Here is a 12,058-nt window from a genome sequence, read left to right as displayed (position 1 = left end):
AGCAGGGACCCCGCGCCGACCCGGTTGCCGCGGCGCAGGTGGGTGAACCCGACCGCGAGTTGCGCGAGCCCCTGCCACAGCGGGCGCTCGGCCTCCGGCGCCGACTTCCACGCGTCCTCGAGCACCTCGTGGGCGTGAAACGGCAGCCCGGCATCGAACAGGCGTTGCGCCTCGTCAACGGTGTCGGCCGGCGTCCGGACCAGCCCCTCGGGAGCGCGGGGCACCCCGGCCATGCCCCGCGCCAGCGGTCGACCCAACCCGTCCCGAGGTCGGGCGTTGCGGGGACGGCCAGCCGAGTCACGCTCTCGTCGGTCCACACCCCAAGACTAGAGCCAGCACTCTGTCGAACGACTGTCCAACTCGGCCCATTACCCGTTACCCTGGGTAACAGGGTTAGTCGTGGACAGCACGCAAGGAGAAGCATGGCTCACATCCACCGCACCGCGGTCGCGAAGGTGAACGTCGGCGCCGGGTTCGCCTACGTCGACGACTACCGCAACGTCCCCGACTGGATGTTCGGGGTGACGCGCTTCGAACCGGTCGGGTCGCAGACCCACGGCCTTGGCGCCACCTTCGACGCGACCATGCAGCTCGGCCCGAAGGCACTCAATTCCCGGGTCCGGATCACCGAATGGGAGCAGGACCGGCTGATCCGCCTGGAATCCGTCGACGGCATCAGCAACGGGTCGACCTGGCGATTCTCCCCCACCCCGGACGGCAACACCGAGCTGTCCGTCGACTTCGATTACACCCTTCCCGGCGGCCTGCTCGGCAAGGCGCTCGCCAAGATCGTCGAACCGATCGTCGGGACAGCGATCGCGCACACCGAGGCCACCCTGCGGGCACGGACCGAGGCGCTGGCGGAGGACCCGCGGGGCAGCTGACCCCACCCGCCCCGCCCGGTGGTGACGGGCGGGCGGGGCGCATCCGTCAGGCCAGCAGGCCCTTGGCGATGTGCGTCACCTGGATCTCGTTGGAGCCCGCGTAGATCATCAGCGACTTCGCGTCCCGCGCGAGCTGCTCGACCTTGTACTCGGCCATGTAGCCGTTGCCGCCGAACAGCTGCACCGCCTCCATCGCCACCTCGGTCGCCGCGCGCGAGGAGTACAGCTTCATCGCGGAGGCCTCGGCGAGCGTGACGGGGTTCCCGGACGCGGTGCGCTCGATCGCGTTGAACACCATGTTCTGCACGTTGAGGCGGGCGACCTCCATCTCGGCCAGCTTGAGCTGGATGAGCTGGAACTGGGCGATCTCCTTGCCCCACAGCTTCCGGTTCTTCGCGTAGTCGATGGACAGCCGCTGGCACTCATTGATGATGCCGAGCGCGAGCGAGGCGATGCCGATCCGTTCCGCCGCGAACGACTCCTTCGCGCTCTCCTTGCCGTCGCCCTTGGCGGGGTTCTCGGTCTCGCCGAGCAGGCGGTCCTTGCTGATCCGGACGTTGTCGAAGAACAGTTCACCGGTGGGCGAGGAGTTCATGCCCATCTTCTTGAACGGCGCGCTCTGGGTGAAGCCCTCCATGCCCTTGTCGAGGACGAAGCCGAGGACCTTGCGATCGCGACGGTCGACGGAGGCGTCGCCCTCGTCGAGCTTGGCGTAGACGATGGTGACGTCGGCGTACGGGCCGTTGGTGATGAAGGTCTTCTGGCCGTTGAGGATGTAGTCGTCGCCGTCGCGCCGGACGTAGGACTTCATCCCACCGAACGCGTCCGACCCGGAGTCGGGCTCGGTGATTGCCCACGCGCCGACCTTCTCCATCGTGACCAGCTCCGGCAGCCAGCGCTTCTTCTGCGCGAGGGTGCCGCGGCTGCGCAGCGTCCCGACGGTCAGGCCGAGGCTGACGCCCATCGACGCGACCAGGCCGAGGCTCACGCCAGCGAGTTCGCTGTTGAGAATGACGCCCATGCTGCCCGCGCCGCTGAAGCCGCCGCCCTTCTCGCCGGAGTCGGGTGCTGCCTCGCCGCGTTCGCGCGCCTCTTCCTTCCCGAACGCCTTCTCGAGGGCCTCGGTGGCCATCTCGTCCATCCCGAAGGTGGCGTACATCTTCCGGATGATGTCGAACGGCGGCAGTTCGCCGCTCTCCAGCCGGTCGACGTGCGGCTTGATCTCCTTGTCGATGAAGCCACGCAGTGCGTCGCGGAACATCAGGTCGGTATCGGACCACTCGTACATGTCGTGAACTCCAAGCGTTTTCGGGCAATCAGGCAGTCACGCAAATATAGAACACGTTCTGATTCGGTGTCCGGAGTGCGGCCGGATCGGGCCGGACTCGAGCTGCCCTTCGTCCGATACTGGTGGCATGAGCCGCACGGGCGCCGCCGTTGACGTCAGGCCGCGCGCCGCAGCCGCTGATGCCGCCCGCCCGACAGCGACCACGTCGGGTCGGGGTCGGCGCTGCCGCGGCGGCACCGTTGCACGCTGAATTCCGTGATCGGCAAGCGTTCCAGCAGTCGCGACTCGGCGCAGGGGTCGCCGGGAACCCCCTGCTCGAGCATGGAGTACGCGGTGTGGTTGACCGACTGCACCGCCACCCGCAGCGCGTCGAGCGCGGTACCCGACGGACCGAGCCGGGCCAGGGTGTGCCCGCCCTGCACGGAGGTGCCGACCACCGCAAAGAAGTCCCATTCGCGTCCCGGCGGCAGCGCCGCGGCGGGCGGGGAGGGGTCATCGGCCCGGGTGAACTTTTCGGACGGCTGGGGTGCGGTCGCCATGATGCGCCTTCTTCCGTGTGCTGCTTCCCACATCGGTTCCGTCTGGTTCGACGTTAGCGCCGGGCACCGACAATGCCGCGGAACCGCCCCGCGACACCCCGTTGGTGGCATCATCGGAACTCGTGAGCAGCGACAACGACTCCCCCGGCTTCGCCGATGCTGCCGCGGTCCTCGCCGCGCAACCGTTCAGCGCGCTCGTCGGCGCCCGCCTCACCGACTACACCGACGGCGCCGCCACCCTCGAGATTCCGATCCGACCCGACCTGCTGCAGCAACACGGGTTCGTCCACGGCGGCGTGCTGTCCTACGCCGCGGACAACGCCCTCACCTTCGCGGCGGGCACGGTCCTCGGGCCGAGCATCGTCACCGCTGGCTTCACGATCAGCTACCTGCGGCCCGCCGTCGGCACCCTGCTGCGGGCCACGGCCAGCACGGTCAGCGCCACCCGACGGCAGGCACTGTGCCGCTGCGAGGTGTACGTCGACGGACCAGACGGCACCACGCTGTGCGCCGCGGCGCAGGGGTCGGCGACCCGCATCGACCTCGACCGGGCCCCCTCCTGACGCCGGTGGGCCCGCCTCCCTCACGGGAAGGCGGGCCCACCGGATCACACCGTCAGGTCCGGTGCGTCAGTGCATCACCACCGGGGCCGCCTCGCCCGATGCGGGCGCGGCCGGCTTGCGACGCGGCAGGAAGAACGCCGGAATCAGCGTCAGCAGCAGCAGCACCAGCGCAACCATGAAGGTGTTGCCGAACGCGTCGGCGGCCGCGGACAGCCCCTGCTCGATCGCACCGGGCGGCAGCTGCGCCGCGACCGACGGGTCGTGCTGGGCCGCGGCGACGGCCGCCGCCTCCGGACGGTCCTTCATCTGGTTCGTCAGCACCACCGACATGGTCGCGGTACCGACGGATCCGGCGACCTGCTGGACGATGTTCATCAACGTCGAGCCCCGCGCGATGGTGTGATCGGTCAGCGTCTGCATCGCCGCGGTCATGATCGGCATCATCGTGCAGCCCATGCCGAGGCCCATCACGAACAGCGCACCGAGCAGCAGCGGGTACGGGGTGTCCGCGCCGAGCTGGGTGAACACGCCCATGCCGACCGACATCAGCGCGATACCGAACATCACGATCTTGCCGGGGCCGATCCGGTCCACCAGATTGCCCGCGATCGGCATTGTGACCATCGCGCCGATGCCCTGCGGGGCGAGCAGCAGTCCGGCGGCGAGGGTCGTCTCGCCGCGCACCTGCAGGAAGTAGCTCGGGAACAGCAGGCCCGCGCCCATGAAGGCGACCGCGAACAGGCTGGACGTGAGCACCGCGATCGTGAGGTTGCGGTTCTTGAACAGCCGCAGGTCGATCAGCGGGTGGTCGGCGCGGCGCAGCGCGTGGAACACGAAGGCGACCACCAGCACCAGACCGATCGCGCAGGACACCACGACGCGGGTCGTCAGACCGCCGCCGCCCTCGGCGATCGAGGACACGCCGAACAGGAACAGCGCGAGGCCGGGCGAGAGCAGCAGCATGCCGAGGAAGTCGAACGACTCGGACGGTTGCGGCTTGTCGGACGGCAGCAGCATGAACGCGGCGATCAGGGCGACGATGCCGATCGGCAGGTTGATCAGGAAGATCCAGTGCCAGCTCGCCGCCTCGATCAGCCAGCCGCCGAGGATCGGGCCGCCGATCGGCCCGAGCAGCATCGGGATGCCGAGCACCGCCATGACCCGGCCGACCCGGTGCGGGCCTGCCGCCTTCGTCATGATCGTCATGCCGAGCGGCATCAGCATGCCGCCGCCGAGTCCCTGGATCACGCGGAACGCGATCAGCGACTCGACGCTCCAGGCGACCGAACACAGCACCGATCCTGCGACGAACAACACCAGCGCGGTCATGTACAGCCGCTTGGTCCCGAACCGGTCCGCCGCCCAGCCGGTGGCCGGGATGACGGCGGCGAGGGCCAGCGTGTACGCGGTCATCGTCCAGGCGACCGTGGCGTACGTCGCGTTGAACTCCTGCATGAACGTCGGCAGGGCGACGGACACGACCGTGACGTCGAGAATGGACATGATGGCGCCGAGCACCACCACGCTGGCGATCTTGAGAACTGCGCCGTCGATCTTGTCCGAGGCCGCGGGGGCTCCCGGTGTCGGCGTCGTCATGGGGTCTCCTGACGGGTCATCTGGTGGACACGCGGGACGGCGGCCCTCGCGTGCGGTCAATCGGCACGAAGCGTTTCGCGCTGACGATCACGAGCAACGGCGCGGCCATCGACCGCGCTACGAATGTCAACGATGACGTACACCGTCCGTCAATGGCGAATACTTGTGAGGGGCATCACCCGTTGGCCGATGCCCCTGACCCGCCGATCCGATCACGACGCGCCCGCGTCGGGCAACCGAGTTTCCCCGTACACCCGCTCGTTGCCTGCCGCGAATACGCTGCTGGACATGGCAGCGGCCGCCCGAACCCTGATCCTCCTGAGACACGGAAAGTCGGCGTACCCCGACGGGGTGACCGATCACGATCGGCCGCTCGCGCCGCGGGGACGCCGGGAGGCCGCGCTGGCAGGCGACTGGATCCGGCGCACCCAGCCGCCCGTCGACGCGGTGCTGTGCTCGACCGCGACGCGCACCCGCCTGACCCTCGCCGCGGCCGGGGTCGACGCCCCCACCCGCTACAGCGACCTGTTGTACGGCGCGACACCCGCGCAGGTTCTGCACGAGATCGCGGGCACCGCCGCCGGTGTGCGCACCCTGCTGGTCGTCGGGCACGATCCCGGCATTCCCGGTGCCGCGACGGCCCTCGACCCCCGGTCGCGGTACGCGGACCGGATCGCCGACAAGTTCCCGACGTCGGCGCTGGCAACACTGGCCGTCACGGACGCCTGGGCGGGGATCCACGTCGCAGGCGCGACCCTGACCTCGTTCCACGTGCCGCGCTGACCGATCCCGCGACCGACCGTCGAACGGCGGGAGCCGGGCCTGTGCTCGACAGGCCCGGCTCCCGGACGGCTCCGCACTCGCGGTAGGGCTCAGCCCTTCGCGATCGACACCATCTCCGCGACGTCGAGCAGCTTGATGCGGGGACGGCCCGCCGCCTTGCCGAGTTCGCGTTCGCGGGCGTCGATCAGCTTCCAGCCCGCCCAGTCGACCTCGTCGGGCTGCCGGTCCGCGAGCAACGCCACCAGGGCGTCCCGATCCGCCTTCGGGGTGTCGAGGCGCTCGGCGGTGAGGTCCTCGAGGATGAGTGCGATGGTGTCGTGTGCGCACTGCCGGTTGGTGCCGATGACACCCGACGGCCCGCGCTTGATCCAGCCCGCGGTATAGGTGCCGGGCACCGGGACGTCGGTGCCGACCTCGGTGACCCGGCCGCCGACGTTCGAGATGGTGCCCCTCGACTCGTCGAACGGCAGGTCCGGGACCGGGACGCCGCGATAGCCGACCGAGCGCAGCACCAGGCCGGTCTCGAGGACCTCGGTGTCGTCGGTGCTGCGGGCACGCATGGCGCCGGACTCGTCGGCGACCATCTCGTTGCGGGCAACGACGAGCCCGGTGACGTGGTCGGTGCCCTGCACCTCGACCGGGGACACCAGGAACCGCAGGACGATCCGCTTCGGGTGACCGGCGAGGGGCCGGGCCGCGTACTCGCGGAGGATGTCGAGCTTGAGCTTCTTCGCCGGGTTGGCCGCGACCTCGGCGGCGCTGACCTCGTCGAGCTCGAGCTCGGCCGGGTCGACGACGACATCCACACCCGGCAGGTGCCCGAGGGCGAGGAGTTCCGGGTTGGTGAACGCGGCCTGAGCCGGTCCGCGCCTGCCGAGCAGCACGACCTCCTCGATCGCGCTGTCCCGCAACGCGTCGACCGCGTGCTGCGCCATGTCGGTCTTGGCGAGGGCGTCGGGGTCGAGGACCAGCAGCCGCGCCACGTCGAGCGCGACGTTGCCGTTGCCGACGATGACCGCCCGCTTCCCGGTCAGGTCGAAGTCGCGGGCGGCGTAGTCGGGGTGGCCGTTGTACCAGGCGACGAACTCGGTGGCCGCGAGGCTGCCGGGCAGTTCCTCGCCCGCGATGCCGAGGTGCCGGTCGCTCGGCGCGCCGACCGTGTAGATCACCGCGTGGTGATGTTCGAGGAGTTCGGCGTGGCTGATGTGGGTGCCGACCTCGACGTTGAGGTGCATGCGGAAGCCGGGCCTGCGGGAGACCTCGGCGAACAGGTCGGTGACGGCCTTCGTCTCGGGGTGGTCGGGGGCGACGCCCGCGCGCACCAGTCCCCACGGTGTCGGCAGCCGGTCGAACATGTCGACCTCGATGCCGGACCGTTTGAACGCGAGCAGTTCGCGGGCCGCGTAGAACCCGGACGGCCCCGCGCCGACAATTGCGACGCGGAACGGCTCGTCGACGTTCTTCGGGAACTTCAGCGACGGGCCTGGTGCGGCGTCCTCGAGATCGCCCGCGGCGAAGTAGTCGGCGTTGATGGAGGCGTACCGTTCCATCGACGCGGGCAGGTCGTCGTCACGGAAGATCGCGTTGACCGGGCAGGCGTCAACGCAGAGGCCGCAATCGATGCAGCTCTCGGGATCGATGTACAGCATCTCGGTGCTCTTGAACGCCCGCTCGTCCGGCGTCGGATGGATGCAGTCCACCGGGCACACCTCGGTGCAACTCGCGTCGTTGCAACAAGGCTGAGTGATCACGAACGCCACTGTCGATCTCCTCCAAAATAGAACATGTTCTCGCAGAGAGTACTCGTTCGATGCGAGGTATGTCACAGAGGTTGTGATGGAAGTGACAATGGTCCCGGATCGGACCCGCCGACCCGGAACCCGCGGTCAGCCCCGCAGCTTCCGCAAGCCGACGACGACGGCAACGACCACCGCGACCGACAGCAGCGCCGGCCAGAAGCCGATCGCCCACCAGAGCACGCCGAACCCGATCACCACCGGCGCCGCGACGATCGCGGCGATGCCCGGGCTCTCCCGCACCGTGTCCAACGCCGCCTGCGTCTTCACCCTGTCGATTCCCTTGCCTGCCATGTCGTCGCTCCCTCGGGTCGGCGAGAAGTCCTCGCGGTGCAGGCCGGAGCGGAATGTCCGGTTCCCCCCCCACGATAGACGCGGAACGGCCCCGCACTCACGAAGAGTGCGGGGCCGTCCCCGACATCGGCACCGTGGGGGGGTTTTCCCCCCAGGGGGGGGGAAAAACCACGCACGGGTGCGGAGCGCAGCGGAGCCGCCCCATCTGCACGGGCGCGGAGCGCACTAGCCGTTGGCGGCGATGTCCTCAAGGACGCTGATCATCGTGCGGACCGGGACGCCGGTGCCGCCCTTCGGGGTGTAGCCGAACGGGCCGCCGGTGTTGTACGACGGACCCGCGACGTCGATGTGCGCCCACTGCACGTCGTCGGCGACGAACTCCTTCAGGAAGATCGCCGCCGCGAGCATGCCGCCCCACCGGTGCGGGGTCACGTTCGCCAGGTCCGCGACCTTCGAGTTCAGGTCCGCGCGCAGCTCGGCGGGCAGCGGCATCGGCCACGCGTTCTCGCCGATCTCCTGCGAGATCCGGGCGACCCGATCGCGAAACTCGTCGGTGCCCATCACGCCGGGGGTGCGGTTGCCGAGCGCGACCATCTGCGCTCCGGTGAGCGTCGCGGTGTCGATCAGGTAGTCGGGGTTCTGCTCGCACGCCTTGACGATGGCGTCGGCGAGCACGAGGCGGCCCTCGGCGTCGGTGTTGATCACCTCGACGGTGGTGCCGCCGTACTGGGTGAGGACGTCCCCGGGGCGCTGGGCGGTCGCGGACGGCATGTTCTCGGCCATCGGCGCGTACGCGTCGACGCCGACCTTCAGCCCGAGCTTGGCTGCGAGGACGACCGTCGCGATGACGGCCGCGGCGCCGCCCATGTCGGAGGTCATGTTCTCCATGCCCGCGGCGGGCTTGATGGAGATGCCGCCGGTGTCGAAGGTGATGCCCTTGCCCACCAGTGCGACCTTCTTGAGCCCGCGGCCGGTCGGCTTGTGGGTGAGCCGGACCAGGCGCGGCAGCCGGGACGATCCCTTGCCGACGCCGAGAATGCCCCCGTAACCGCCCTTCTCGAGGGCCTTCTCGTCGAGCACCTCCACCTTCAGTCCGGCGGCGGCGCCGAGCGCCTTGGCCCGGGCCGCGAACTCTGCCGGGTACAGGTGGCTGGGCGGGGTGTTCACGAACTCGCGGGCGACGGCGACGGCTTCCGCGATCGCGGCCGAGCGGGCAAGTTCGTTCTTTGCCGCCGCGGTGCGCGGTGACGGCACCAGCAACTCGACCCGGCCGAGGGGGGCGCTGCCCGCGCCGGGCGCGGACTTCGCCTTGAACTCGGTGAACGTGTAGGCGCCGAGGTAGAAGCCCTCCGCAGCGGCGCCGAGGTCGAGCCCGGACAGCGTGGTCGCGGCGATGGCGGTGCCGGCGAGCGCGCGGGCGGCCGCACCCGCCGAGCGGCGGATCTGTTCCGCGTCGGCGTCGTCGGCGGACCCGAGCCCGACCGCAACCACACTCGCGACGGGCAGGTCGGCCGGTGCGGGAATCCGGGTGACCTCCTCGGCCCGGCCGGTCGCCCCGACCGCGACGAGCCCGGCGAGGACGGCCTCGGCGGTGGCGTCGTCGAGGACGTCGCCGACGGAAACCTCGGGACCGTCCGGCCCGGTGGTCAGGCCGATGACGAGGACGTCGACCCGCTTGGCGATCGATCCGGCGAGGACGAGTTCCGGGCCGAGCGGCGCATCGGACTTGGCAGGGCTCACATCTGCTCCTGGGGTGTGGGTGATTGCGTTGTCCGCAACTGTAGTTCGCGCCAGCGGGGCGCGCGGACCTGCATCGTCCGGGTGCACCGCCGCCGTTTCGATCGGGTCGGGGCCATCCCCGTCGACTAGCGTGGTGCCCATGAGTGATGCGGAACTGCAGCAGGGACCCCTCCACGCCGTGCACACCGAACTCGGCGCCACCTTCGCCCCGTTCGGAGGCTGGGAGATGCCGGTGTCGTATGCCGGGGTGGTCGCCGAGCACACTGCCGTCCGGGAGACGGTCGGGGTGTTCGACGTCAGCCACCTCGGCAAGGCGTCGGTCGTCGGCCCCGGTGCCGCCGCATTCGTGAATGCTTGCCTGACAAACGATCTCGACAAGATCGGTCCGGGGCAGGCCCAGTACACCCTGTGTGCCACCGAGGCCGGGGGCGTCACCGACGACCTGATCGCCTACTACGTCTCCGCGGACGAGGTGTTCCTGGTGCCGAACGCGGCGAACACCGCGGCTGTGGTCGCCGCGCTGGCCGCGCAGGCCCCGGACGGGATCACGGTGACGGACCTGCACCGCGACTACGGCGTGCTGGCGGTGCAGGGACCGAAATCGCTGGAAATCCTTGCCGCACTGGGATTGCCGTCGGACATGGACTACATGGCGTTCGTCGACGCGGAATTCGAGGGGCAGCCGGTGCGGGTGTGCCGCACCGGGTACACCGGCGAGCACGGCTACGAACTGCTGCCCTCCTGGGAGGGTGCCGAGCCGGTGTTCCGGGCGCTGCTGGCCGCGGTGAAGGCGGCGGGGGGCGAGGTCGCCGGACTCGGTGCCAGGGACACCCTGCGCACCGAGGCGGGCTACCCGCTGCACGGGCACGAACTGTCCACCGACATCTCGCCGCTCGAGGCGCGGTGCGGGTGGGCGATCGGGTGGCGCAAGCCGGCGTTCTGGGGTCGTGAGGCGCTGACCGCGCAGAAGGCGGCGGGCCCCGCCCGCACCATGTGGGGGATCCGGGCGCTCGACCGCGGCGTGCTGCGGCAGGGACAGTCGGTGCTGCGGGAGGGCGTGGCGCTCGGCGAGACCACGTCGGGCACCTTCTCTCCGACGCTGAAGGTCGGCATCGCGTTGGCGCTGCTTGATGCGTCCGCGGGGGTGGCGGCAGGCGACGAGGTCACCGTCGACGTGCGGGGCCGGGCCCTGCGCTGCGAGGTCGTCGCGCCGCCGTTCGTGCCGGTGCACACCCGGTGACCCGGGTGCCGCGCAGGCAGTCGCGCGCCGGCGCGGCACGAGAACTCGCGGTCGCGCATGGTCGTGCACGCCGCGTTCGATAGGATTCGGCGCATGACTGGTGTCCTCGACTTCACGCGTATTCCGCACCCCGCACCCGCCACGGAGCAGGAGCGCGCGCGAGTACTGGAGGCCCCCGGGTTCGGCAAGTACTTCACCGATCACATGGTCACCATCGACTGGACCGAGGACCGCGGCTGGCACGACGCGACGGTGCAGCCCTACGCGCCGCTGCAGATGGATCCGGCGACGATGGTGCTGCACTACGGGCAGGCGATCTTCGAGGGCCTCAAGGCGTACCGGCAGCAGGACGGCTCGATTTCGTCGTTCCGGGTCCTGTCCAACGCGGAACGGCTCCGCGCGTCCGCGCGCCGGATGGCGATGCCGGAGCTGCCCGACGAGCTGTTCCACCGCTCGATCACCGAGCTGCTCGCCGTCGACGGCGGCTGGGTGCCCGCCGCGGGCGGTGAGGACGCCCTCTACCTGCGTCCGTTCCTGATCTCCACCGAGGTCGGCCTCGGGGTGCGGCCCGCGAACAGCTACAAGTACCTGCTCATCGCGTCCCCGGCGGGCGCGTACTTCGCACAGGGCGTCAAGCCGGTCAGCGTCTGGCTGTCCACCGAGTACGTGCGCGCCGCCCCCGGCGGCACCGGCGCCGCCAAGTTCGCCGGCAACTACGCGGCCTCCCTGGTCGCGCAGGCGCAGGCCGCGGACGAGGGCTGCGACCAGGTCGTCTGGCTCGACGCGACCGAACGCCGGTACGTCGAAGAGATGGGCGGCATGAACCTGTTCTTCGTCTTCGGGTCCGGCGCCGACGCCCGCCTCGTCACCCCGGAGCTGTCCGGGTCGCTGCTGCCGGGCATCACCCGCAACTCACTGCTCACCCTCGCCGCCGACGCCGGGTACGCGGTCGAGGAACGCCGGATCAGCACCGACGAGTGGCGGGAGAAGGCGGCGTCCGGGGAGATCACCGAGGTGTTCGCGTGCGGCACCGCCGCGGTCATCACCCCGGTCGGATCCGTGAAGTCCGCCGAGGGCGAGTTCAGCATCAGCGGCGGCGAGCCGGGCGAGGTCACGATGGCGCTCCGCGACACGTTGACCGGGATCCAGCGCGGCACCTTCGCCGACACCCACGGCTGGATGACCACCCTGGCCTGACGGCTTCGGCCCTGGGCGGGGGGGGGGGGAAACCGCCCCAGTAAGACCAAACGTGGTGCAGTCTCCCCTGATGGGAAACATCCGCGGGAGCTGTGTGGTGGCAGGATTCGAGCATGTCTCGCGATCTCCACGGCCCCT

At 70.2% G+C, this 12,058-nt stretch carries 12 protein-coding genes; 5 read left to right on the top strand and 7 right to left on the bottom strand.

Features of this window, described 5'->3' with window-relative positions:
* Nucleotides 1–317: DUF309 domain-containing protein (locus tag ACWF62_RS16730; protein ID WP_452630665.1), on the bottom strand; the 317-nt coding region annotated here is incomplete at its 3' end.
* A gap of 105 nt (nucleotides 318–422) precedes the next feature.
* Here ACWF62_RS16730 and ACWF62_RS16725 point away from each other — a divergent pair.
* Nucleotides 423–884 carry an SRPBCC family protein gene (locus tag ACWF62_RS16725; protein ID WP_378508162.1) on the top strand — a complete coding sequence of 154 codons (462 nt, stop codon included), beginning with the start codon at nucleotides 423–425 and terminating at the stop codon, nucleotides 882–884.
* Between the two features lie 46 nt (nucleotides 885–930).
* Here ACWF62_RS16725 and ACWF62_RS16720 read toward each other — a convergent pair whose 3' ends face one another.
* The gene (locus tag ACWF62_RS16720) at nucleotides 931–2,172 is read right to left on the bottom strand and encodes an acyl-CoA dehydrogenase family protein (RefSeq protein WP_378508163.1); all 1,242 of its coding nucleotides are present in this window, start codon (nucleotides 2,170–2,172) and stop codon (nucleotides 931–933) included.
* A 155-nt stretch (nucleotides 2,173–2,327) separates the two neighbouring features.
* Nucleotides 2,328–2,711, bottom strand: coding sequence for a hypothetical protein (locus ACWF62_RS16715; RefSeq protein ID WP_378508164.1), 384 nt, complete (start codon nucleotides 2,709–2,711; stop codon nucleotides 2,328–2,330).
* A gap of 122 nt (nucleotides 2,712–2,833) precedes the next feature.
* Between ACWF62_RS16715 and ACWF62_RS16710 the strand changes: the two genes are divergently transcribed.
* Nucleotides 2,834–3,274: a PaaI family thioesterase gene (locus tag ACWF62_RS16710; RefSeq protein WP_378508165.1), complete on the top strand. Its 441-nt coding sequence runs from the start codon at nucleotides 2,834–2,836 to the stop codon at nucleotides 3,272–3,274.
* Between the two features lie 66 nt (nucleotides 3,275–3,340).
* Here the strand turns inward: ACWF62_RS16710 and ACWF62_RS16705 are convergent, their stop codons facing one another.
* Nucleotides 3,341–4,870 (bottom strand): DHA2 family efflux MFS transporter permease subunit, encoded by a 1,530-nt coding sequence (locus ACWF62_RS16705; protein WP_378508166.1) that lies wholly within the window; start codon nucleotides 4,868–4,870, stop codon nucleotides 3,341–3,343.
* Between the two features lie 288 nt (nucleotides 4,871–5,158).
* Between ACWF62_RS16705 and ACWF62_RS16700 the strand changes: the two genes are divergently transcribed.
* Nucleotides 5,159–5,653: a SixA phosphatase family protein gene (locus tag ACWF62_RS16700; RefSeq protein WP_452630663.1), complete on the top strand. Its 495-nt coding sequence runs from the start codon at nucleotides 5,159–5,161 to the stop codon at nucleotides 5,651–5,653.
* An 89-nt stretch (nucleotides 5,654–5,742) separates the two neighbouring features.
* Here the strand turns inward: ACWF62_RS16700 and ACWF62_RS16695 are convergent, their stop codons facing one another.
* The 3 genes from ACWF62_RS16695 to ACWF62_RS16685 form a co-directional block, all read right to left on the bottom strand.
* The gene (locus ACWF62_RS16695; RefSeq protein WP_452630662.1) at nucleotides 5,743–7,413 is read right to left on the bottom strand and encodes a 4Fe-4S binding protein; all 1,671 of its coding nucleotides are present in this window, start codon (nucleotides 7,411–7,413) and stop codon (nucleotides 5,743–5,745) included.
* Between the two features lie 126 nt (nucleotides 7,414–7,539).
* Complete coding sequence (locus ACWF62_RS16690) at nucleotides 7,540–7,743, bottom strand: hypothetical protein (protein ID WP_452630661.1); 204 nt, start codon at nucleotides 7,741–7,743, stop codon at nucleotides 7,540–7,542.
* Between the two features lie 225 nt (nucleotides 7,744–7,968).
* On the bottom strand, nucleotides 7,969–9,483 hold the full coding sequence (locus ACWF62_RS16685; RefSeq protein ID WP_378571546.1) for a leucyl aminopeptidase: 1,515 nt from the start codon (nucleotides 9,481–9,483) through the stop codon (nucleotides 7,969–7,971).
* A gap of 139 nt (nucleotides 9,484–9,622) precedes the next feature.
* Between ACWF62_RS16685 and gcvT the strand changes: the two genes are divergently transcribed.
* Both gcvT and ACWF62_RS16675 read left to right on the top strand, forming a co-directional pair.
* Nucleotides 9,623–10,723 (top strand): glycine cleavage system aminomethyltransferase GcvT, encoded by a 1,101-nt coding sequence (gcvT, locus tag ACWF62_RS16680; protein WP_452630659.1) that lies wholly within the window; start codon nucleotides 9,623–9,625, stop codon nucleotides 10,721–10,723.
* Nucleotides 10,724–10,816: 93 nt separating this feature from the next.
* Nucleotides 10,817–11,920: a branched-chain amino acid aminotransferase gene (locus tag ACWF62_RS16675; RefSeq protein ID WP_452630658.1), complete on the top strand. Its 1,104-nt coding sequence runs from the start codon at nucleotides 10,817–10,819 to the stop codon at nucleotides 11,918–11,920.
* Nucleotides 11,921–12,058 lie beyond the last annotated feature (138 nt).

The sequence above is a fragment of the Rhodococcus sp. NPDC054953 genome (assembly GCF_053609225.1).
Note: the sequence above shows the minus strand (reverse complement) of the source record. Positions and strands in the feature narration are given on the sequence as shown.